This window comes from Ensifer sp. ENS02 (assembly GCF_014851885.1).
GTDB classification, from domain to species: Bacteria; Pseudomonadota; Alphaproteobacteria; order Rhizobiales; family Rhizobiaceae; genus Ensifer; species Ensifer adhaerens.
Genome location: NZ_JACVAO010000013.1, coordinates 1 through 22,405, shown reverse-complemented (window position 1 = coordinate 22,405; position 22,405 = coordinate 1). Strand labels below are relative to the sequence as shown.

Annotated in this window: 23 protein-coding genes and 1 pseudogene; 12 read left to right on the top strand and 12 right to left on the bottom strand. The window is 60.4% G+C overall.

What is annotated here, in order from left to right:
* Nucleotides 1-28 precede the first annotated feature (28 nt).
* Both IB262_RS25355 and IB262_RS25350 read right to left on the bottom strand, forming a co-directional pair.
* A complete protein-coding gene (locus IB262_RS25355; RefSeq protein WP_110819361.1) occupies nt 29-691 on the bottom strand; it encodes an isochorismatase family cysteine hydrolase in 663 nt (220 codons plus the stop codon).
* A gap of 47 nt (nt 692-738) precedes the next feature.
* Nucleotides 739-1,620, bottom strand: coding sequence for a MurR/RpiR family transcriptional regulator (locus IB262_RS25350; RefSeq protein WP_060516737.1), 882 nt, complete (start codon nt 1,618-1,620; stop codon nt 739-741).
* Between the two features lie 180 nt (nt 1,621-1,800).
* On the opposite strand from IB262_RS25350, the gene IB262_RS25345 reads away from it, so the two are divergent.
* From IB262_RS25345 to IB262_RS25325, 5 genes are all read left to right on the top strand, one after another.
* Nucleotides 1,801-3,681, top strand: coding sequence for a branched-chain amino acid ABC transporter ATP-binding protein/permease (locus tag IB262_RS25345; RefSeq protein WP_192493952.1), 1,881 nt, complete (start codon nt 1,801-1,803; stop codon nt 3,679-3,681).
* 22 nt (nt 3,682-3,703) lie between these two features.
* Complete coding sequence (locus IB262_RS25340; protein ID WP_051659459.1) at nt 3,704-4,867, top strand: ABC transporter substrate-binding protein; 1,164 nt, start codon at nt 3,704-3,706, stop codon at nt 4,865-4,867.
* A 94-nt stretch (nt 4,868-4,961) separates the two neighbouring features.
* Nucleotides 4,962-5,696 (top strand): ABC transporter ATP-binding protein, encoded by a 735-nt coding sequence (locus IB262_RS25335; RefSeq protein WP_200949873.1) that lies wholly within the window; start codon nt 4,962-4,964, stop codon nt 5,694-5,696.
* A gap of 24 nt (nt 5,697-5,720) precedes the next feature.
* Complete coding sequence (locus tag IB262_RS25330) at nt 5,721-6,608, top strand: branched-chain amino acid ABC transporter permease (protein ID WP_176960447.1); 888 nt, start codon at nt 5,721-5,723, stop codon at nt 6,606-6,608.
* A 183-nt stretch (nt 6,609-6,791) separates the two neighbouring features.
* Nucleotides 6,792-7,031 carry a tautomerase family protein gene (locus tag IB262_RS25325; protein ID WP_060609394.1) on the top strand — a complete coding sequence of 80 codons (240 nt, stop codon included), beginning with the start codon at nt 6,792-6,794 and terminating at the stop codon, nt 7,029-7,031.
* Between the two features lie 240 nt (nt 7,032-7,271).
* Here IB262_RS25325 and IB262_RS25320 read toward each other — a convergent pair whose 3' ends face one another.
* The 8 genes from IB262_RS25320 to IB262_RS25285 form a co-directional block, all read right to left on the bottom strand.
* Nucleotides 7,272-7,673, bottom strand: a complete 402-nt coding sequence (locus tag IB262_RS25320; protein ID WP_060516733.1) for a hypothetical protein — start codon at nt 7,671-7,673, stop codon at nt 7,272-7,274.
* 318 nt (nt 7,674-7,991) lie between these two features.
* Nucleotides 7,992-9,053 carry an ABC transporter ATP-binding protein gene (locus IB262_RS25315; protein ID WP_090301584.1) on the bottom strand — a complete coding sequence of 354 codons (1,062 nt, stop codon included), beginning with the start codon at nt 9,051-9,053 and terminating at the stop codon, nt 7,992-7,994.
* 17 nt (nt 9,054-9,070) lie between these two features.
* A complete protein-coding gene (locus IB262_RS25310) occupies nt 9,071-9,892 on the bottom strand; it encodes a carbohydrate ABC transporter permease (RefSeq protein WP_060516729.1) in 822 nt (273 codons plus the stop codon).
* Nucleotides 9,889-10,776, bottom strand: a complete 888-nt coding sequence (locus tag IB262_RS25305) for a sugar ABC transporter permease (protein ID WP_060516727.1) — start codon at nt 10,774-10,776, stop codon at nt 9,889-9,891. The genes IB262_RS25310 and IB262_RS25305 overlap by 4 nt, the downstream gene beginning before the upstream one ends.
* A 247-nt stretch (nt 10,777-11,023) precedes the next feature.
* Nucleotides 11,024-12,358, bottom strand: coding sequence for an extracellular solute-binding protein (locus IB262_RS25300; RefSeq protein WP_090301586.1), 1,335 nt, complete (start codon nt 12,356-12,358; stop codon nt 11,024-11,026).
* Nucleotides 12,355-13,179 (bottom strand): ROK family protein, encoded by an 825-nt coding sequence (locus IB262_RS36055; RefSeq protein WP_246802715.1) that lies wholly within the window; start codon nt 13,177-13,179, stop codon nt 12,355-12,357. The genes IB262_RS25300 and IB262_RS36055 overlap by 4 nt, the downstream gene beginning before the upstream one ends.
* Nucleotides 13,180-13,229: 50 nt before the next feature.
* On the bottom strand, nt 13,230-13,916 hold the full coding sequence (locus IB262_RS36050) for a putative N-acetylmannosamine-6-phosphate 2-epimerase (RefSeq protein WP_244546904.1): 687 nt from the start codon (nt 13,914-13,916) through the stop codon (nt 13,230-13,232).
* A gap of 69 nt (nt 13,917-13,985) precedes the next feature.
* Nucleotides 13,986-14,732 (bottom strand): GntR family transcriptional regulator, encoded by a 747-nt coding sequence (locus IB262_RS25285; protein WP_034798725.1) that lies wholly within the window; start codon nt 14,730-14,732, stop codon nt 13,986-13,988.
* 472 nt (nt 14,733-15,204) lie between these two features.
* On the opposite strand from IB262_RS25285, the gene IB262_RS25280 reads away from it, so the two are divergent.
* A complete protein-coding gene (locus IB262_RS25280; RefSeq protein ID WP_064817045.1) occupies nt 15,205-15,351 on the top strand; it encodes a DUF1127 domain-containing protein in 147 nt (48 codons plus the stop codon).
* A gap of 286 nt (nt 15,352-15,637) precedes the next feature.
* Here IB262_RS25280 and IB262_RS25275 read toward each other — a convergent pair whose 3' ends face one another.
* Nucleotides 15,638-16,639, bottom strand: a complete 1,002-nt coding sequence (locus IB262_RS25275; protein WP_034798802.1) for a DUF4105 domain-containing protein — start codon at nt 16,637-16,639, stop codon at nt 15,638-15,640.
* A 529-nt stretch (nt 16,640-17,168) separates the two neighbouring features.
* On the opposite strand from IB262_RS25275, the gene IB262_RS36045 reads away from it, so the two are divergent.
* From IB262_RS36045 to IB262_RS25265, 3 genes are read left to right on the top strand one after another with little or no spacing between them, the layout of a single operon-like run.
* A complete protein-coding gene (locus IB262_RS36045) occupies nt 17,169-17,699 on the top strand; it encodes an ABC transporter substrate-binding protein (RefSeq protein ID WP_234824578.1) in 531 nt (176 codons plus the stop codon).
* Nucleotides 17,696-18,235: an ABC transporter substrate-binding protein gene (locus IB262_RS36040; RefSeq protein WP_246802714.1), complete on the top strand. Its 540-nt coding sequence runs from the start codon at nt 17,696-17,698 to the stop codon at nt 18,233-18,235. Before IB262_RS36045 ends, IB262_RS36040 begins: the two co-directional genes overlap by 4 nt.
* A gap of 16 nt (nt 18,236-18,251) precedes the next feature.
* Nucleotides 18,252-18,422 carry a hypothetical protein gene (locus IB262_RS25265; protein ID WP_192493951.1) on the top strand — a complete coding sequence of 57 codons (171 nt, stop codon included), beginning with the start codon at nt 18,252-18,254 and terminating at the stop codon, nt 18,420-18,422.
* 51 nt (nt 18,423-18,473) lie between these two features.
* Here the strand turns inward: IB262_RS25265 and IB262_RS25260 are convergent, their stop codons facing one another.
* Entirely contained in the window at nt 18,474-18,665 is a 192-nt protein-coding gene (locus IB262_RS25260; protein WP_192493950.1) for a hypothetical protein, read from the bottom strand.
* Nucleotides 18,666-18,813: 148 nt separating this feature from the next.
* Between IB262_RS25260 and IB262_RS25255 the strand changes: the two genes are divergently transcribed.
* The 3 genes and pseudogenes from IB262_RS25255 to IB262_RS25245 form a co-directional block, all read left to right on the top strand.
* A complete protein-coding gene (locus tag IB262_RS25255) occupies nt 18,814-19,266 on the top strand; it encodes a DUF2721 domain-containing protein (RefSeq protein WP_034798730.1) in 453 nt (150 codons plus the stop codon).
* Nucleotides 19,267-19,656: 390 nt separating this feature from the next.
* Nucleotides 19,657-21,348: an aspartate-alanine antiporter gene (gene aspT, locus IB262_RS25250; protein WP_034798732.1), complete on the top strand. Its 1,692-nt coding sequence runs from the start codon at nt 19,657-19,659 to the stop codon at nt 21,346-21,348.
* Nucleotides 21,349-21,608: 260 nt separating this feature from the next.
* Nucleotides 21,609-22,405 (top strand): annotated as a pseudogene (locus IB262_RS25245) (decarboxylase); the annotation flags it as partial.

Below are 22,405 nucleotides of genomic sequence, written 5' to 3'. Positions count from 1 at the left end.
TCTATTCGTTCATTTTTTAGGCGGCGATTCAGGCTTGGCGCAAAGTGCCGAGGCGGCTGACCACCGTCTCAGTGTCGGTCGTCCAGCAATAGCCGGAGTAGGCACGAAGGGCCGCGTCATGGCGCTGCTCGCTATAGGTGGCGCAGGCGTCGTTGACGACGGTGACAAGGTAACCGCGGTCGGCGGCGTCGCGCACCGCCATGTCGACGCACTGGTCGGTGATGACGCCGGCGATGATCAGGTAGCGGGTGTTGAGGTTGCGCAGGACGTAGTCGATGTTGGTCGAGTTGAAGACGCCCGACGACGTCTTCGGCAGCACGATCTCGTTGTCGATGGGCGAAAGTTCCGCAATGACCTGCCCCTCCGGAGAACCTTTCGGCACGTGCATGTCGGAGAGCTTGTGGTCGAGCGAGCGGTCGCGGCCGTCGAGCGTCAGGCTTTCGATGATCGTGTGCAGCACATCGCAACCGGCCTTTCGCGCCGCCTCCAGAATGCGTACCTGGTTTGGGATGACGGTCTGGCGCAGGCGCCTGTGATAATAGCTCTCGGCGTCCTGCGGGTGGGTCGGGTCGAGGTTCGGCTCGCACCAGATGCGCTGCATGTCGACGAACAGCAGCGAGGTGCGGCCAGCCTCATAGGCGCTGTCGCGCCTCAAGCGATCGTCGCCAACCTTGACAGTGACTGCACTCATTCGAATTCTCCTCGGTTTGTTCTGGTTCGCCGGGACGGCGGAAAGGGTCAGCGGTCGTCTTCAACGGCTGGATTGAAGGCGTCCTCCGTGATGGCGTATCCGCGGCGCAGGTCCTCCATGCGCTCGATGCGACTACGTGACTGCGTGGCAAGGCGGGCGGTAAGTGCCGCAATCACCGCCTCCGTCTGGGCAATCGCCGGCACCATCGTGTCGTAGGGCGAGACCGTGTCGACGGGTGCCGTCAGCGTCACTGTCGCGAAATCGGCGATCGGCGAGAGCCAGCGGTCAGTAAAGAGCACGATGCGCGATCCTTGCTCGGCCGCCTGACGAGCAAAGCGGATCGTGTCGTTCTGGTAGCGGCGATAGTCATAGACGAAAAGCACGTCGCGCTTGCCGAGGTCGACAAGCTGATCGACCTGGTCGGCCTGACTGCCGTTGATCCAGCGCGTGTCGCCCCTGAGCTGCTTCATGTGCGACCAGAGGAGGCCCGCGAGAAAGCCGCTGAAGCGGCCGCCGAGGCAATGGATGCGAGCGCTCATGTCGGCCGCCGCATCCACGGCTGCCTCGAAGTCTTCCGAAGGCAGCATTTGCATCGAAGACTCCAGCGCATGGATGCTGGCGCGAAGGAAGTACTGGTAGAAGTTCTCTTGTTCCAGCGACGGGCGGCGCGCGTCGAGCATGGAGAGCGGCGAGCTCATGCGCTCTTGGACTTCACTGAGCAGCGCCTTCTGGAACTCCGGATAACCCTCAAAGCCCAGTGTGTTGGCAAAGCGCACGACGGTCGGATTGCTGACGCCGGCAGCGGCCGCGAGATGCGCGACCGTGTTCAGCCCTGCTGCCGGATAATTCGACAGAAGCTGCCTGACGATCTTCAGTTCCGAGCGCGTGAAGGTAATTGCGCCGTCTGTCAGTCGGTCCCGGATTGCCACGATTTCTGCCTCCCAAAAACGATGGCGTGAATTCCGATTTCTAATTTTTGTTACATAATTGCTAGCAGATAATGTTTTTTGAAACAAGATTGACATTTGGTCGATCTGCGATAACGTTCATGTCGGGAACGGGCCCGAGCCAAAAAATACGCGGCCGGGCCAAAATCTGGGGGAATGCGGATGGTGCGCGTCAGGCGAGAAACCGTCGTTGGTATCCTTGTAGCGTCGCTGCCGCTTTTGGCCGCTGCCGCCATCGCCTCGTTGTTCTTTCCGGGCAGCGGCGAGCGCCTGGTGACGCTTTACATGATCAACGTCATCGCCGTGCTCGGCATCGGCATCTATGCCGGCAATTCCGGTATCGTTTCCTTCGGCCATGTCGGCTTCATGGCGATCGGTGCCTATGCGTCGGGTCTGTTGACGCTAAATCCGATCATCCAAAAGACAGCGTTGCCACATCTGCCGGAATGGCTGGCCGGGATGGGCATGCCCTTCCTTCCGGCACTTGCGATTGCGCTTGTCGTGGTTGCGCTCGTCGCGGTGCTGATCGGCATTCCCGTGGCGCGCCTTGGCGGCTCATCGGCTTCGATCGCGACCCTTGGTTTCCTCGTCATCGTGCATGTTGTGCTCGTCGCCTCGACCGATTTCACCCGCGGCAGCCAGACCTTTTTTGGTATTCCCCGCGCGGTCAATCTCTGGGTGGCGGTGCCCTTTGCTATCGCTGCCGTGGTGGTTGCGCGTCTCTATCGGGATTCGAGTGCTGGCTTGAAGCTTCGGGCGTCGCGCGAAGACGAGATCGCCTCGAGCGCCGTCGGCGTCAATGTCAAACTGCAGCGCTTCTTCGCCTGGGTTCTCGGTGCGGTGCTTGCAGGCGCTGCTGGCGCCTTGCTGGCCCATTTCCTCGGCGCGTTTTCGTCGAAAGACTTCTACTTCAACCTCACCTTCATGCTTTTGGCGATGCTGATCCTCGGCGGTATCACCACCGTCTCGGGTGCCGTCGGCGGCGCTGCCGTAATCATGCTGATTGTCGAACTCCTGCGCAAGCTCGAGGGTGGCGTCGATCTCGGCTTCCTCAAGCTGCCGACCGTCTTCGGCCTCACCGACATCGGGATCGGCGTGGCAATCCTCGTCGTGATGTACCGCCTGCAGGATGGCCTCTTCGGTGTGCGCGAACTTGACGAGCGCTTCGGCTGGTTCAAGCGCTCCACAGAGAAGGACGTTGTGCCGGTAAAAAGCGTGCCTGCGTCCGAGGCCGCTTCAGCCGGTCACGGCTCTCTCCGGGTCGAAAACCTCGGCAAGAAATTTGCCGGCCTCGTGGCGCTCGAGAACGCCAATTTCGAGATCAAGCCCGGTATCGTCACTGGCCTTATCGGCCCGAACGGTGCGGGCAAGTCGACGCTGATCAACAGTGTGTCCGGCGTCGTGCCGCCGTCGACGGGCCGCGTGCTGATCGATGGCCAGGATGTGGCGTCGCTTGCCGTTCACGCGGTTCCCGTCGCGGGCCTTGCCCGCACCTTCCAGAACATCCGTCTCTTCAAGAACCTAACGGTCATCGAGAACGTCACGGTTGCGGCGAGCGCCTTGAAGGCGGGCGGTGAGGATCCCGCTGCCCGTGCCTTGACGGTGCTTTCGGAAGTGGGCCTCGCGGAATTTGCCGACCGGCTGGCCGGCACGCTTTCCTACGGTGCGCAGAGGCGGCTAGAAATCGCCCGCGCGCTGGCGCTGAAACCGCGTTACCTGCTGCTCGACGAGCCGGCTGCCGGCATGAACCCGGCCGAGACCGAGGAATTGATGCATGTGCTCGACCGCATCCGCACGAAATACCGCCTCGGCCTGCTCGTCGTCGAGCATGACCTGAAGCTGATCATGCGGCTCTGCGATGTTGTCGTCGTGCTCAACAAGGGCCAGCAGATCGCCATCGGCACACCGGCGGAAATCCAGGCTAACCCTGATGTCATCGAGGCCTACATCGGCCGCCGCCGCTCAGCGGCGCAGGCGCGCAACGCGCCCGTCGGGACCCCCGTTCTGCCGTCCGGCGCGCCGGGCCTGCATAAACCAGCATAAATCAAAAGAGGGAGCTTTTCGGATGAAGAAGAACGTCACGGCCCTGTGCCTCACAACCATGCTTGGCGGTATCGCGTTGTCGCCGCTACCCGCATTTGCAGACGATCTGGTTATCGGTCTTGCGACCGCACAGACCGGCGGTCTTGCACCCTATGACCAGCCGTCGCTGAAGGGTCTGGAAATGGCGGTCGAGGAGATCAATGCGGCCGGTGGTGCTGCCGGCAAATTCCCGATCAAGCTCGTCGCCAAGGATACGCGCTCGGATGCGGCGCAGACGGCGCTGGTGGCGCAGGAACTGGTTGACGAAGGCGTCAAGATCGTGATCACGCCTTGCGATGCCGATCCGTCGATTGCTGCCGGCCAGGTGACGCAGGCAGCCCAGATCCCCGCCTTCTCCTTCTGCGCCACGACGCCGACCATGCCGCTTGCGGTGGGCGACTACATGTTTGGCAATTATCCGGCCGACAACGTCCAGGCCTCTGTTCTTGCGACCTACGCGTTCGAGAAGGGTTACAAGAAGGCCTACATCCTGAAGTCGCCGGATAGCGCCTATACTCTGAAGCTGCCGGAGTATTTCGCCGTTGCGTTCAAAGCCAAGGGCGGCGAACTGCTCGGTGAGGGCACCTACAGCATGGGCCAGCAGGACTTCGGCGCCGAGGTCACCAAGATCAAGGCGATGAATCCGGCGCCCGACGTCATCATGACGGCGGCCTACGAGCCGGATTTCCCAGCCTTCATCCGTCAGCTGCGCGGTGCAGGGGTGGCCACGCCGATCCTCGGCAGCGACGGCATCGATTCGCCCACGACCTTCGGCCTTGGTGCCACCGTCGACGGGGTTGTCTTTACAACCGCAGGCTTTGCCAGCGAAGGCAGCCCGCTTGCTGACTTCAATGTGAAGTACAAGGAAAAATACGGTCAGGTGCCGGATACGGTCTACATCGCCAACGGCTACGACCTTGGCAAGGTGATCGACGCGGCGGTGACGGAGGCAAACAGTATCGATCCGGTTGCCATACGCAACGCGATCGCCTCGCTCGAAAACGTCCAGGGTGTGACCGGCCCGATCAGCTATGCCGGCACGCAAGGGATGCCGATGCGCTCGGTATCGCTGGTGCAGATCGAAAGCGGCAATCGCCAGCTGATCAGTCAGGGCGTTCCGGCGGCCGCCGACGTTCCAGCCCCCTGATCGATCACCTGTGGTGGTCCCCGGATTTCCCCGGGGATCGTGCCTGTCTGCGCCGGCGGCGCTTTGCAATCCACGGCAAGGACTTTGCCCGATGATGATGAGTGAAATTCCCGTTCTGAAGCCGCTTCTGGAAGTGAGCGGCCTTAAGGTCGCCTATGGTGCGGTCGAAGCCCTGAAGGGTGTTGATCTCGCCGTCGGCAAAGGGCAGATCGTGACGTTGCTCGGCGCCAACGGCGCTGGCAAGAGCTCGACGCTGAACGCGCTTGTCGGTCTGGCGGGAAAGAAGGCCGGACGTGTGTCTTTCAACGGCCGGGATGTTTCCGGCCTCGCGCCGGAACAGATTGTCCGGCTCGGAATGACCTTGACGCCCGAGGGACGGCGCATCTTCCCGAGCCTCACCGTCGACGAACACCTGCTGCTCGGCGGCGCCATGCACAAGGCGCGTGGCGCGATATCAGAGGTGCGCGAAGACATGCTCTCGCGATTCCCGATCCTGAAAGAACGCCTCACCCAGAAGGCCGGCTCGCTCTCAGGGGGCGAACAGCAGATGCTCGCGATCGCCCGCTCGATGATGTCGTCGCCTGACTTGTTGCTGCTCGACGAGCCCTCGCTCGGCCTGGCGCCGCAGGTGGTGGATCTGATCTTCGACCTGATCGCCGGGCTGAGACAAAAGGGCCTGACGATCCTCCTGGTCGAGCAGAACGTCTCTCTGTCGCTCGAGATTGCTGACGCGGGCTACGTCATGGCCAATGGCCGGGTCGTGCTTTCGGGCACGGCCGCCGAACTGCGCAATTCAACCGAAATCCAGGGCGCCTATCTCGGCGCCTGAGCCGAGCGCGTGGAGGGTCAATTCATGGACATGTTCCTGCAGCAACTCGTCAATGCGCTCAGCCTCGGCGGCACTTATGCGCTTCTGGCGCTTGGCCTTGCGGTCGTCTTCTCGATCATGGGGCTCATCAATTTCGCCCATGGCGAACTGATGACGGCTGCCGGCTACGGCCTCTGCTTTGCCCTGTTGCTGGGCCTGCCGTTTCCGCTCGCTGTCTGTGCGGCTCTTTTGATCGCCATCGTGCTCGCCATGCTGATGGAGCGCATCGCCTTTCGGCCGGTGCGCGGCGCCAGTGGCACGACGCTGCTTCTAACGAGCTTTGCCGTCAGCGCGATCCTGCGCGTGATCTTCCAGAATTTCATTTCCGCCCGTCCGAAGCCGGTGCCGATGCCCGAGAGCTTTTCCGGCACGATCGAGATCGGCGGCCTGCATCTGGGCCTCATTCAGGGAACCTCGATCCTCGTCACGATCATCATGCTGGTCGGCCTGAACCTCTTCCTTCGCACGACCGTGCTCGGTCGTGCCATGCGTGCTGCATCCGAAGATTTCGCTATCGTTCGGCTGATGGGTATCCGCGCCAATGCGGTGGTCGCTACCGCCTTTGCGATCTCCGGCCTGCTTGCCGGCGTCGCCGGCATCCTCTGGGTGGCCCAGCGCGGCAGTGTCGATCCGTTGATGGGCTTCCTGCCAGTGCTCAAAGCCTTTATCGCCGCAATTATCGGTGGGCTCGGCAGCCTCTCCGGCGCTGTCGCCGGCGGCTTTCTGCTCGGCTTCATCGAAGTGTTCTTGCAAGCCTATCTGCCGGAAAGTCTGCTCAGCTACCGCGACGCCTTCACCATCCTGCTCGTCATCGGGGTTCTGCTCTTTGCTCCGCAGGGGTTGCTTGCAAAGAAGACCGTCATCAAGCTTTGATGTTCGCGAAAGCACCTGGTATCGGGATGATAGGGTCAGTGCAGACGCAAGCAATGGCAATGAGTTGGCATTGATCGTCCGCAATCACCTTGTGGACTCGTCGAGGTCGGCAGGATTTGCGGCTTGCCCTTGGGCCCTGTCGTCTTCCCGTCATGGCACTTGGTATCAACGAATGGAATGGAAATGCCGCACATAGTCGTAAAGATGTTCCCTGGCCGCACCGAGGAGCAGAAACAGGAATTCGCCGCGAAAGTGGTCGAAGCTGCGAAAACCATCCTAGGCTCAAGCGACGCTTCGCTTTCCGTTTCCATCTTGGAAGTGGATCCGGCGGAGTGGGATGCGAGTGTCTACGACCCGGAAATCGTGGCGAACGAAAGCACGCTCTATAAACGGCCGGGTTACGGGGCTCTCTCACAGTCGTAGGGGGTGATCGCCGAGGGCGTTTTTGAATGAAGCGGGGGTGCCATGCAAACCCCGCTCGCCTCGGCCACACGGCCACTTTGCCCGGCATGCTGACAGGATTGGAGTGTCCAATGTTCATTCATCTGCTGGCGCTGCCAGCGGAAGAGCGCGCTATTCAGGATGGGGTGGCGCACCAGGCACCTGCGCTGGCTCCGTAGGCGCAAACCCCGCGACCCGGATCTACGTCTGCACTTGTGATCGTCAGGCTGAGCTCGGATCCCACGTCGGTTTGTCAACCGTGGTGCAAGGTACAGCCCGCCAATTGGAATGACGAGCATTGAGCAGCGTTGAATTCCCGTCCACCACGAGCCACAGCCCGTTGCCAAGGGCGTGTACAGTGAGGGGTTTTCGCTTCTCCTGTTTGCCGCGCGCCGACGCAAGCATATAGCGGTTCGCGCTGATGATGCCTCGTTCGCGCATTCGCGCGTTAACAAGCTGCTCGAGCGGAATAAGCAGATGTGCTTCTCCAAGATCGAAGTAGAGCGAAGGATCATCCGGCAACCTTTCGAGCGCGGCCGCGATCTCTTGGTTCAACTCCATCTTTCCAACGGCGCCGTCGGCCTGGAGTGCTAGATACTTTCGCGACATTTCATCGGCTTTCATTCAGCGCTACAGCGACGAGCACTTCGCTGGGCCATCCCGGCCAGGACGACCCTGTTGCTCGTCGGCATTCGGTACCATTATCGCTCATGATTGCTGGGTATCTATGTGAAATCGCACTGTCGGCTGTCCGACCGACAAATTTCAACTGTTCCCCAATGTGCATGCTTGCTGTTGGGTCAATCGAAGGCTTTTCTTTCGTCTGCCAGGGTCCGCAGCGTTTGATGTGAAATCGGCCAATGAACCGATTTTTGCCATCTGAACGCTGCCGATCGCTTGAGCGCCTGCCTAGCTCAAAGGCCTTCGAGGGATCCCCCAGTGTCAGGCACCAATTGCTGCGCCCGTACCATCGAACAGCGAGGACCGGCTCTCGTCGATCCGGATCCCGACGGCTTCGCCAACGCGAAAAGGTGTGTCGGCCGGTGCGCTGACATTGATCAGGCCGAGCCGGCCGGCGCGAACGAAGACGCTCATATTGCCGCCGAGATACTCGCTCGCCTCGATGACGCCGCGGCAATGCCCAGTTTCCGGAGCAACCAGCGCCAAGTGCTCGGGCCTTGCGCCCAGTTTCTCGGGTTCGACCGTCCCTGGCATGGGAAGCGCTAGATCGCCTTCGCCGCTCAGGTCGAGGCGGCCGCCCTGGTCGCGCCGGCATGGCAGGAGGTTCATCTTTGGGCTGCCGATGAACTGCGCGACGAAAAGGTTCGCCGGCTTTTCGTAGAGGTCTCTCGGGCTACCCTGCTGCATGATCCGCCCGTCCTTCATCACGACGATCCGGTCGGCCAGCGTCATCGCCTCCACCTGGTCATGGGTCACATAGATCATGGTGGCGCCAAGCGTGCGATGCAGCTTGGCGATCTCAAGTCGCATATCGACGCGCAGCGCCGCATCGAGGTTTGAAAGCGGCTCGTCAAAGAGAAAGCCGACCGGCTCGCGCACAATTGCCCGCCCGATTGCGACTCGCTGGCGCTGGCCGCCCGAGAGCTCCTTCGGATAGCGGTCCAGAAGGGGCGTGAGCTTCAGCGTTTCCGCCGCTGCCTCGATCTTGGCCCTTGCGGTCTCCGACGGCACCTTGGCGAGCCTCAGGCCGAAGCCCATGTTCTGCCGCACCGTCATGTGCGGATAGAGCGCATAGGACTGGAAGACCATGGCGAGCTGACGATCGACCGGCGAAGCGGACGTCGCATCCCGCCCATTGATCAAAATCTGGCCGTCGGTCGTTGCCTCGAGACCCGCGATCATGCGCAACAGCGTTGACTTGCCGCAGCCGGAGGGCCCGACGATGACGACGAATTCACCGTCGGCGATCTCAAGGTCGAGCTCCCGGATGATCTCAACTGCGCCGTAGCGCTTTCCGGCTTTCCTGAGCGAAATCGTTCCCATGCGTGTCTCCTGGAATATCAACCCTTGACCGCGCCGGCGGTCATCGATCCACTGATCTGGCGGTACATCACGAGGCCGAGCAGCATTGGCGGCAAAGCGCCGACGACCATCACTGCCGATGCTACGCCCCACTGCACACCGCCGCCGCTTGCGGCAAAAAAGAAGGATGCGCCGACCGTGACCGGAACTGCCTTGGAGGTCGTCAGCATCAGGCCGAAGAGGAATTCGTTCCACGCGGTGATGAAGCCGAAGATCAGGCTGGTGACGATCGCCGGCCGGCAGAGCGGCATCACGACCTTGATGAGGATCTGCGTGCGGTTTGCACCATCCATGAGGGCAGCCTCGTCGAGTTCCGCGGGCAGGTCACGGATGGCGTTGACGAGGATGACGAGCGCAAGCGGCAGGTTGACGATCGTCAGGATCAGCCCCAGCCCCAGGCGCGTATCAAGCAGCGCAAGCCACTGGAACATCATGTAGAGCGGGATCGCGAAGATGATCAGCGGCACGGCGCGCAGGTTGACAATAAAGGGCAGGAGTGTGCGTTCGCCAATCTTGCCGCGGGCAATCGCGTAGGCTGCGGGGAGCGCCAGCGCCACGGCAAGTACCGTTCCCATCAGCGCCACAGCAAGGCTGTTGAACAGATAGAGGAAGATGTTCAGCCGATCGGAGACCTCGAACACGGCGCGGTAGTTCTCAAATGTCGGGGCCTGGACCCAGAGACCGGGGTTGCCGGAAAGCTCGCGCGCACTCTTGAACGAGGTGGAAAGCGTCACCAGCACCGGAAAGTTCAAGCCGATGGCGGCAACAGCGAAAACGAACCAACGGAGTGCTGACATCATCGCTTGGCTCCTTTCCGCCGGCTGGCGAGAGCATTGAGGCCATAAAGCACGGCGAAGGAGGCGACGAACAGGACGACTGAGGCGGCAACCGCCTTGCCGATGGCGCCCTGCTTGAAGAAGGCCTCATAGATGTAGATCGACAGCGATGCCGTCGATCCGCCGGGACCGCTCCCGGTCAACACATAGACGTTGTCAAAGACCCGGAAGCCGTCGATGAAGCGGATAAGCAACGCGGCCGCGATCGTAGGGCCCATCATCGGCAGTTCGATGAACCACAGGCGCTGCAGGCTTCGCGCCCCGTCCATTGCGGATGCTTCGGCAATCTCGGAAGGGATCGCCTGATAGGCCATGTAGAAAAGCAGCAGCGTGAATGGTGTCCACTGCAACGTCTCAACGACGACCAGGGTCCAGAAGGCGGAGCCGGGCCCAAGGAACGAGATGCTGGCGCCGAAATAGGTCCAGAGATAATAAGGTACCGGCCCGACGAATTCGTGCAGGACAAGGCGGTACATCAGGCCGACCAGTGCCGGCGCGACCATGAGCGGCAGCATCAGGATCGCCATCAGCCAGCTCCGTTTTTCGATGAGCGGCGACAGGAAGATCGCCAGCGACAGCCCGAGCAGGCATTCGAGAATAGCGGTCAAGAGGCCGAAGCGCAGCGAGAACCAGCTCGCCTGCCAGAAAGCCGCATCGCTCCAGACCGAGACAAAGTTCTTGAGCCCGGTAAACGTCGGCTGGCGTAGCGTCTCGAAGGAGACCTCGGAGACCGAATAGATCAGGTTGACGAGGGCCGGGAAGCCCAGGAAAACGAGCAGGAAGAGGACGAGCGGCGTGGCGAGCAGCCGGAACTCAGGGGCATTGGATTGCGGTCTGGCTATGGTCATGGCACCGATCTGTGTCTGTTGTCGGTCGGGCAAGGGGACGCAAGGTGTTTCCTCGGTCCACTTCCCAGTGCCTGTTACAGGAGATCTAGCCAGCCCAAATCCTTGAGCTGGATGGCTCTTTGGCACCGCGGACGCGGCGCACCTGGATCCCGTGTGGAGCACTGGCAAGTGGGGTGGAGAAAGATTCCCCGGTACCCGCTTGTCGTTGAGGGCTGCGGCCTCCTGGTGGACGCCGCAACCCTTTCACTTACTTCAGCAGGTCTGCCATGCCCTTTTCGGTGCTAGCGAGCGCATCCTCGATCGATTGCTGGCCGGACCAGTAGCCGGTGAACTCCTTGGCCTGCAGTTCGTAGACCGACAGCGCCTTGGCTGACGTAGCACCGTTCATGACGTAACCGTACTTGCCGGCGAATTCGCCGAGCTTGACGAGATCAGGCCGGGAATCGGCGACCTCGACGACCACTTCCGGCGTCAGGGCTGGTGCGCCGTTGTTTTTGGCGTAGATCAGCGCGGCTTCCTTGGAAGACAGCCACTTCACGAACTTGGCCGCACCCTCCTTGTTTTCGGCATTCTTGTTGAGGCCGAAACCGAGGCCGTGGATATGGGTGAAGCGCCCTTGAGGACCTGCAGGTGGTGCGACCGTTTCGGTCACGTCTGCCACAGCAGGGGATTTCTCCTTGCTCGTCAGGTCGCCGGCTGCCGCATTCCATTGCAGCATTGCGGCCACTTGGCCAGACGCAAAGGCCGCATTCGCCTCGGCAAATTCGTAAGACAGTGAGTCCTTCGGTGATGCGCCATTGTCGTAGAGCAGCTTGTAGATCTCGAGGCCCTTTCGATAGGCATTGGAGTTCACGGTGATCTTGCCGCTGTCGTCCATCCAGTTCGCACCATAGGCGCGTGGTACCGACTGCCAGACCATGATGTTGAAGAGAAGGTTCTTGAGCTGCAGCACCGTGCCGTAGCGGGTCGGGCTGTCCGGGTTGACCGCCTGAGTGAAGTAGAGCGCGGTGGCGGCGTAATCGTCCCAGGTCCACTCGTCCGGGATCTTGGGCTCCAGCTTCTTGCCGAGATACTTCTCCGAGATCTCGGCATATTTCGCCTTGCCGGCGTCATCTTTCAGCAGGGCCTCGATCAGGTCCTTGCGGAAATACATGAAGTGAAGCGAGAGATCGGTTGGCACGCCATATTGCTTGCCCTGGTACTGCATGGTCGACAGTACGGAATCGCCATAGACCGCCTTGGCTTCGCCCGAAAGTTCGACCGGCTCCATGAACGGCGCGTAACGGCCGATCGAATAGGTAGCGAGCAGGTTGAGGTCGAAGGCCTTCGAGCCAGCGGCGAGATCGGCCTGCAGCTTGTCCCAGAAGCCGTCTCGGTTGAAGAACAGAAGTTCGACCTTGTCGTTCTCGGCAACGTCTGACTTGGCGTTGTAGGCGTCGGCGGCAGCCCGCAGTGCCGTTTCTTCCGGGCCGCCCGGCCAGCCGAGCACCGTTACTTCCGCAAGGGCCGGCGTGGCCGCCAGCAGGCTCGCAATACCCGCTGCGGCGAGCAGCGCACGTCTTTTCGTTGTCGCAAATGTCATTTTTGGTTCTCCCTCAAGTTTTGTTGACACTCTGCAAGATTAGCAACGCCGATCACCCCTGCATTCTCCCCAAGGGCGGCGGCGTGTAGCGATGGTCGAAGGCGTGGCGGCACCGGTTCCAGTGCGCGTTCGACGGCGGCGAGATAGCCTTCGGCCAGGCCGATGCTGCCGCCGATGACGATGCGTTTCGGGTCCAACGTGAGCTGGATGTTGCGGCAGAGCAGCGCGGTTCGCCCCGCGGATGTTTCGATGATGCGCCTGGCCCAGTCATCGGCATTTCGGGCCGCGGCAAAGACGTCGCGCGCGGTGGCGCCGGATTGGTGGGGGGATGCCTCCCTGGCGATCCAGTGGCCGGACACGCGATCTTCGAGCACATCATCAGCCCATTCGGCACTACGCGATTGGCCGAAGTGTCCGGCGAGGCCCTCGAGCAGACGCCCGTTCAGGACGATGCCGCCGCCGATGCCGGTGGAGATCGTCAGGAAGACCATGTCTTCGCGGTTGCCTGCGCCAAAGGCGTATTCACCCCAGGCGGCCGCATGGGCGTCGTTTGCAGCCAGTACCGGCACGTCAGCCAGTCGTTCGATCGTCGCTGTCAGCGGAAACCGATCAGGTATGGCGAGTGTGTTGCGGTTGAGCGCTGACCATTGGCCGTTATCGACAATGCCAGTGACCGCGGCGCCGACCGAGCCGTACGCACCGCGCCAGGACGCGATCGCACCGAAGAGTGCGGCGAGCCACTGGGTCGGGTCGCCTTGGCGGGGCGTCGGCATCCGGTGCGTGTCGACGATCTCTGTTCCCCGGATAAGGGCAGCCAGCATCTTCGTGCCGCCGACATCGATCGAAAGAACGGTCCGGGGCTCAGTCATGATCAAGCCTCGCTTCCGGCAAGCGTTTGATCGAGCGCCTGCCGGAACCACGCCGTCACATGTTCGGGACGCGTGATCGCGGAACCGACGACGACAGTGAAGGCCCCCGCCTGCAGCGCCTGAGCGGCCTGTTCGGGCGTGCGCACACAGCCTTCGGCAACCACGTGAGGGGTGAGGCCGCGCATGGCGGCGATGAGCGCGAAGTCCGGCTCCGTCGGCTCGACCGGTCCGGTGTAGCCAGCAAGGGTTGAGCCGACGATCTCGGCACCTTCGGCAAGCGCGCGCTCGGCGTCGGCGAAAACAGAGCAATCCGCCATGGCGATCTTGCCGCCGGCGTGAATGCGCTCGATCAGCGTCCTGGTCGCAACCGGCCGTTCGCGAGCAGTGGCATCATAGGCGATGATATCGGCGCCGGCTGCCGCCAGAGCATCGACGTCCTTGACAAAGGGGGTGATGCGGATCGGCGATGTCTCCAGGTCGCGTTTGACGAGGCCGATAATTGGCCGATCGGTCGCCTGGCGCACGGCGCGAACATAGTCTGCAGATTCGATGCGAAGGGCGGTTGCGCCGCCGTCGAGCGCGGCCAAGGCGAAACCGACAACCATGGCGGCATTGTCCATGACGCCGCCTTTCACCGGTTGGCAAGAAACGATCAGACCGTGCTTGAGGCTATGGATGTCGAAGGTCACGCAGGCTCTCCCAATGGAGGCCTCACGGTAACAGTGTAAGACCAGATTGCAACAGGAATTATACTGGTATTACCTCATCAGCTCGATAACGAAGTCGTAGACGTCACCCCGGTACTTGGTCTGGGTGAATTCGACAATTTGCCCATCGGCCAGGAAACAGCGCCGCTCCATGACGAGCAGGCTCGTGTCTTCGGGCGTTGCGAGCAGGCGTCGCTCTTCATCGCTTGCAGGCTTTGCCTGCATGCGCTGCAGTGCCCGGACAGGCAAAGCGCCGTGGGCTGCGAGATATTCGTACAAGGACGCGCCGATGGCGTCCGGATCCGGCACAAAGCGGGCGGGAAGCGATGCCGTTTCGATCGCGATCGGCGTGTCGTTGGCCGTCCTCAATCGTCTAAGGCGTACGATTTTTTCTCCCGCCGGAATGCCAAGCGCCATCATTTCAGCGGGTGACGGGCGGCTGATTTCACGTGAGATCCAGGTGCAACCGGGTTCCAGCCCGCGCGAGCGCATATCTTCGGAGAAGCTCGTCATCGTGGCCAGGGATTTCTCGACACGTGATGAAACAACGGTCTTTGCCCCCTGGCGGCGGTCAAGCAGGCCATCAGCGACGAGCCCTTCGATCGCCTTGCGCACCGTCACGCGCGAAATCGAAAGGCCCTCGCTCAAGTCCCGCTCGCTGGGGATGACCGAACCGCGGCGGAGTGTCGAGGCGCTGATGGCCTGTTTGATCGCCTCTTCAAGGCGGCGATAGAGCGGCTCGCCGCTGTCGCCCGACATTTGGCTGGCAAGAAACTCGAGCGTTGTCTGATCGTTCATGGGGATCACCTTTCCGGATGACCCCTTATGCAAAATTTTTCATAGGTTTTAAACTGGTATTGTCGTAATCGGCCTCAGCGACACATGCCGGGCCAATGTGTGGCGCCGATCCGTGGCGGCAAATGGCGTCCTGCACGAGCCTAAAGCAGTGCCACTATCGCTGCGATGAACAGCATTGCGAGCACCGCGAGTGCAAGATGGAGTAGGTTCGCCCGGTGGCTTTGGCTTCTAAAAGTTCGCGCCATGTTCTTTACCTCACGATCTGACATGTAACGCACAGCTCTCATGATGGTTCATGGCCATCGCAGCTGAACCGTCGGCTGGCGACCGCCTATGCATTTCCCACATGGGAGCGCTGAGTTTTGAGCGCTGCAACTTAGGGAAAGCCTGAGCTATAAGGTGTTCATCGAAGCGAAACGAGGCGCCACGGACTGGCAGCCAGGCTTCGAAAGCCCATTGAAAGGGGGATCAAATGAACATAGCACGCTCCATCAACAACTGGCGCAAGTACCGTCAGACGGTCACCGAGCTGGGCCGCATGTCGAACCGCGAACTTCGCGACCTCGGCATCGAACGCGCCGACATCGACCGCGTCGCACGTACGGCCTTCGCCCGCTAAGGCGATCTTAAAGACTGAAGAATTGCCAAGCGCCTGCATCTCCTGCGGGCGCTTTTGCTTTTGAGGTCATGGAGTTTGTTGGGGCGTAGGGAACACCATATGTTCCAGGCTGGCGCGCCCCGCAAAATCGTCCAAAAGAAAACCCCGCCGGGGAAGGCGGGGCAAGGCTCACGCCCAGTTGGCTCGGGGAAGAAACTCCATCAGAAGACTGACATGCGCACGTAGCGAAGAATGAAACAGGCTGTTGCGGATTGCTGATGAGCTCCCTGATGACCGTTCGCCGTCTTCAAGGCGAGCCCTGCGGCACTGGCGAAGGCACGCCGAGTCTTATTGCCTTTGAGAAATTTGGCGACAACCCGTCGTCCCGAGCACGTTGGCCGATATGACTGGCATTTCTGAGTTCTGCGAGCGACACTGACGTATCGACCGCCCCCCGATCATAAGCGTAGTCGGGAAGATACCCGTTGACGATGAGACGCCAGTCGAACGGGATCGAGTCTCCTACAACGCGCATCATCTTGACAACCGTCGTCGTGCAGTTGGTCGTAAGCGAGTTGTAGAAGAGCGGCGTTGTGGCAAGAGCGTTGGCGTCTGTAACATACTCGCGCAGAAGCGCACGCGCCTGGTCAGGTGACGCCTTCAGGCGATAGATTTGAACATCCTCGCTGCGGAAATTTGACCGGACGCCCACCACGTCCCGTTCGTCGGCTGCGATGATCACCAAAGGATTGCTCTTGAACAAATCTGCGAGCGGCGAGAACGCGCCGCCAACCCGCCGACGGACTTCGACCGACCACGGGAGCTGCTCGCCGCCTTCAAATCCAAAGCTGAATATTACATGGGCAATCTCTGGCCCCGCCCAATAGGACATGAACAGGTCGACTGTTCGGAGCTTCCTCATATCGTAGGTCCGCGTGGTCCACCGTTCGACGAATTCCGTGCTGCTGTGCCATTCGAAGTTGCGAACATTGGTTAGTGTCAGCAGGTCGCCGTGAAATTCGCCTGTAACCTGTCGTGCAACATCAGGTGCCCACGAACCGTCTTCGACGGGTTTGATCGTCCTCCACCAAATCAAGACAACTGCGAACGCAACTGCAAATACCAGGAGAGCTTTGAGACGCCAGCGGCCAAACAGCGCGGCGACCGTCAAAAGCCCGACAAGTGCAAAGAGTCCGGCGATAAAACCTCTTGTGAATTCGGAAACGGGAAGACGATACCATAATGCAAGCGAGGCCCATGCGGCTGCCACGGCTAGCAGAATCGCCGGCGGAACAGTCAGAACAACCAGAGCCCAGCGACTCCAGCCACTCCTTTGCTTGTTCCAACCTGGATTCCTCAACACTTCAGGTCCCGCGTAGTTTGCCAGCCGCTTTGTTTGGGCTGCCGCTTGCTCATGTTTGACTCCTCTCGTCACATTCTCGATTGGCCCATTTCAAGAGCCGCTTAAACCACACAGTATTTCCCCAGGTTCGCTCTTCGTCAGCATTATGTCGAATATATCGTACTACTGAAGAACGTAACGGTTACATTCCGCACGAGCGCGTTGCAGCCGCGGTGAGGAGGGAACCGTCAATTATTGACGGGGAAGACCTCCGGAAATCGTCAACCGCCGCCAACCGTAGACTGGCTCGGCATCTTCGCGCGACCGATGCGGTTTACTAAACTGCCTTGGTGCCTGGAGGCAGACCGCGCTATTCGTCCGGTGCAGCAGCATCTTCTGGCGAATCTCCCTAAAAATTTACGGAGCGCTGGACACGGCGCGATAACTTGACTGGCAGAACTTGGTCCGAACCTACCGACCTTGCGATGGAGCGTACATGTCAAGCCGCCTCAAGACATTCACTGCACTGGTACTGTCCCTATCGGCGTTTCTGCCGGCCGCGGCGTCGACCGAAACGGCCTTCCTCGACCACCGCGGCAAGAAGGTCATGTTTGCAAAACCGCCGGAACGCGTCGTGACGACAGTTCGCTCGGCGCCGATCATCTATCGTGCCGTGGACGAAAAGGCCGATCGCATCGTCGGCATGAACAAGGATTCGCTGGTGAGGTACTTTACCAGCGGCATCTATGCCGAGATGCTCCCGGAAATGGCCAAAATCAATGCCAGTGCCGCCCAGGATGGCTTCGTACCGAATGTCGAGGCGATCCTTGCGGAAAAACCCGACGTGGTGATCCAGTGGACCCATGACGAGAAGCTTATCGAACCGCTGGAGCGGGTGGGGCTCACTGTCGTCGGCTGGCAATGCTGCTCCGAGCAGGACCGGCTCGACTATGTCACGCTCAGTGGCTACATGACCGGCCGCAACGACCGCGCCCAGGCAATCCTGAAGCACAGTCCGAAACGTTGAAGGCCCTCAATGAAAAGGTTGCCAAGCTCGACAAGTCGGCGCTTCCGTCTGTGCTTCACATCGACAAGGTCGCCGACCAGATCCAGGTCATCGCCAATGGCTCGCAGGATCTTTCCCTCAGCGGCGTCACCAACCCGGCGGCGGATAGAACCGGTGAATGGTGGCGAACCGTCGATTTTGAACAGTTGCTCGTCTGGAACCCGGACATCATCATCATTCCCGCCTATGCGACCGACCTCAACCCCAAGGATTTCTTCAACAACCCGGTCCTTGCCAGCCTGAAGGCCGTGAAGGAGAAGCGCGTATACAAGCAGCCGATCTTTGCCCGCACCCCCGATGCGCCGGAAATCTTCCTGACATCGGAATGGCTGGCGGCGGTCGCCCATGGGGCCGATTTTGCTCCCACCTTCAAGAAGCAGATCCTCGACAACTACAAGCTCATTTACGGCGCCGAACTGAAAGACGACCAGGTCGCTGCGATCCTTGAAACTGAAAGCAATGCGCCTGCGAGCAGATATGCCGAGCTCTTCCAGTAAGGGCGACCTGTAGCCTGTGGACTGGATCTGGCAGTACCCGACGACGACGGCGCGCGGCGGCTACGTCTTCATGCACAATGGCGACAACATGACCCGCTACCCAGACCGTGGCCCCAAAAAGGAGGCGCTTGTCGCCAATGTCTGCCTCGCGTTTCGCAGGCTCTCCATGGGTGAACTGCTGACTTAAAGGACCAAGACGCGGTCCCTATTGGCGCACGTACCCAAATGTGCAGGTGGCTCACGGCCAGGCCGCGTAGTTCGTGTTGACGTCGTTCCTCTTCAGGGCGCCGCCGGCGCTGGCAACGAGCTTCTCAGCTGGTGCAAGATTTTCTGTCAAATGTTCTGGCAGGCCGTGCTTGCCTTTGGCCTTCTTCGCTTCTTTTGACGTAACAAAGGTCGTGCTTCCTGTTCTTTTCACGAGCACACGCAAGGGTGAATTTGCCCTGGAGTGGCTGCGGCCATTTTGGCCTTCAATCGTAAGTGACCGCCCCCCCGAGCCCGCTTATAGTGATTTGCCTTTTGGGGAGGCCGCTACAGATTGCTAATGTTCTATTGCGCGAAAGTTGTTGAGAGCACACATGCAAACACCAGCAATCGTCACGGATCTTGCCTCTATTGTCCAAACTGCTCTGGCGCCGGTATTTCTCCTCGCTGGTACGGCAGGTTTCGTCGGTGTCTACGAGATGCGTCTTGGCAGGGTTTCCGATCGGCTCAATGCGATACAGGAAAAAGGTGAGCGAGGGGGCGGGCGACGCACGCAGTTGGACTATCTGCGCCGCCGTACGCTTGCCCTGGAAATAGCTGTCGCACTCGGGACGTTTGCCGCGATCTGCACTGGATGGGCAATCCTCAATCTACTCGCCGGTGCGCTTCAGTTCGGGTTTCGTGAAGAAAATCTCTTCTGGTTCTTCGGCGGTGCGATCCTGTCGCTTATCGGATCGCTTGTCGCATTCCTTGTCGAGATGCTTATTGCTGGGCGCAGCATGTTGCGCCAGATACGGATGGACGAAACCACCCCGGAACGCGATTGATCGGACAGTCCAAAGGTTCAAAGACAGGAAGCCTTCGCAGCCAGATCTCGGGGACGCGCAGGCGACCGTTGGACCGACCTGCGGCTTCTAACCGGAGCATTTAAGGTTTCGATCGCCTCTGGTTTCTTCCGCAGAGTCGCAGACTGCTAATAGAGCGACAGGGCCGCCCCCGGATAAAGGCCATCTAACATTTTCCTCCAGGAATGCATGAACGGGCACAAAGAGCGTAAGATGTCCTTCGTTCTGGCGGTTACCGCGGCGTTTTTCATACTAGTATTACTATAAACAAATAATGTCTTGTAACGGGTGGGCATGGGTGTATTCTCGCGTAAATAGCGATGAGCGCTTAGTCTGATTTTGTCCCGATTACCACGTTTTGGGGATGTTATTATGATCGACTGGTTCGTAAGCACGCTTCGCACATATCCTGAAATTGCAATCTTTCTCTCATTGGCGCTGGGATACTACTTCGGTTCATTCACCTACAAAGGCCTTGGCCTCGGTGCGGTGACTGCGACGCTGATCGCTGCCGTCATCATCGGTCAACTCGGGATCACCATTTCGCCGCCGCTCAAGGCCACGTTCTTTCTGATGTTCCTGTTTGCGATCGGCTACGGCGTCGGGCCGCAATTCGTTCGGGGCATCGCGAAGGATGGCCTCCCGCAAGCGTTGTTCGCGGCGGTTGTGTGTGTCTTTTGCCTGGGAGCGCCATATATCGCTGCCAAGATAGCCGGTTATGATGTGGGTTCCGCGCTGGGGCTCTATGCAGGCTCGCAGACCATCTCGGCGTCGATGGGATTGGGAACGGATGCCATCAATCGCCTTGGTTTGGCGCCGGAAGAAACCAAACGTCTTCTGGACGCCATGCCGGTCGCCTATGCCGTCACCTATATTTTCGGAACGATCGGATCGGCCATCGTGCTGGCGTTGATCGGTCCTGCGCTCATGGGTATCGACCTGGAGGCGGAATGCAAACGCTACGAGGCCGAGCAGGGTGGCAAGAAGGAAGCGGGGGGCGCTGGAACCGCTTGGCACCACTACGAGTTGCGCGCCTATCGGGTCCGCGAGGGCGGGCCGGTCGTCGGCAAGACGGCACGTGAAGCCGAATCGATGATCCCTGAGCAGCGGATTTTCATTGAACGTATTCGTCGCGGGGGAAAGATCGAGGATGCTACGGCAGACACGGTGATCCAGGCAGGCGACGTCGTTGCCGTGGCCGGGCGGCGCGAAGTGCTGGTAAGCGTGATCGGTCAAACGGCAGAGGAAGTCGACGACCGCGAGTTGCTGGCCGTGCCGGTCGAAGGGGTCGATGTTCTTGTCACAACCAAGGAGGCGAACGGCAAGACGCTGGCGGAACTGGCACAATGGCCAACGTCCCGTGGCGTGTTCCTGCGCCGGATCGCCCGTGGCGCTACGGCGACGGAAATTCCGATCCTTCCGAACACGCAAGTCCACCGCGGCGATATCCTGACGATCGTCGGGCGAACGCAGGACACCGCGGCTGCCGCCAAAGCACTGGGTGTGGCCGACCGGCCGAGTGACATTGCCGATGTCGCCTTCATCGGCGCCGCAATTGCCATCGGTGGCTTGCTCGGTGCGCTCGTCTACAAGGTCGGCGATGTGCCGTTTACCCTGTCCACGTCTGGAGGCGCATTGATATCCGGGCTTTTCTTCGGCTGGCTCCGCTCCGTGCGGCCGAAATTCGGACGAATACCGACATCGACGGTCTGGTTCATGAACTCCGTCGGTCTCAACGTTTTCATCGCGGTGGTCGGTATTTCCTCGGGTCCAGGATTTGTAGCTGGCTTGCAGCAGCTTGGCTTCAGCCTGTTCCTTTGGGGCATATTCGCAACGACCGTCCCGCTCGTGCTGGCAATGTATGTCGGAAAATATGTGTTCCGGTTCCACCCTGCTATTCTGTTGGGATGCTGTTCCGGCGCGCGCACCACGACTGCCTCGCTCGGGATGATCAACGATCGCGCCAAGAGCCAGATACCAGGCCTCGGCTATACTGTGACCTATGCCGTCGGCAACACCCTGTTGACGATCTGGGGCATGGTGCTCGTGATGATGATGACCTAGCGCATCTCCGGGTTAAATGGGGATGCGGAGGTGCCGCGTCCCTTCGACTACAGGCATGTATCTCGCATCTTTTCCAGTAGGCGGCTTCTTATCGGACCGGGATGGTTCGTCTTTCGAAGCCCTGGCCAGCGGGATCAGAGACCCTTTCTTGAGACTGCTTCGTCCCATTTATTGCGTCGATAATAATAGCCGAGACCACTGACGAAAACCGCAGATCGGTGGCCGCGGGTAGCCCATACGAGCCGAGTTGGGAGCGCGCTATGCCGAACAAGACCGCACAAGTAGATCAGTTTCTGCTCATCCATTCGGCACGCGCCGACAATTGGCGTGAGATCACGACGCTGGCAGACGCCTGGGCCGCCAATCGCGGCGCGCGGGCTGCCCTGGAAGCGGCGATTTCTGCTGTGGCACCGGCGGAGGAATACTACGCCTATCCGGGCAGACGGCTGCTTTCGGTTCTGGCAGAGCGTATTGCCACCGACGATGCCGGTGGAGCGGCAAGGCTTGCACGACGCATCTCCAATGGGCTGCTCAGCCATTCCTATCGCGGCCGCCAAAGTGAATGGGACGTGCATGACGAAATGTCAGGAGCCGAAGTGACCGATATCATGCCGCCGGGAACCGGAGAGGCTCGCGGGCGCCGGCCCTATTTCGAAGTTCTGTTCGTCAACAGTCAGCCGGCCACGCGTTGGGAGGCATTCGCCGCAGAGATTAGGAGGCTGCGCCGGCCAGAGGACGGTTTCATTTACGAGCCGGTGCTGGTCGGGTCCTTCGAGGATGCGTTCTGCGCGGCCGCCCTGAACCCCGATATTATCGCTATCGTGCTCGCTGAAGGTTTTCCTTACCGCTCACGGCACGACGCGCCTGTGCTTCGATCGGTGCTTGATCCGCTGGGAGAAACCGAGGGACCAGACATGTCGGCGCTTCGCCTGGCGCGCGGCTTGAAGCGCATCCGGCCCGAACTCGACGTCTATCTGCTTTCCGACCGGCAAGTCGAAAAGATCGCCGGAGATCCGACGGCGGATGCGGTGCGGCGCGTGTTTTACGCGGTGGAGGA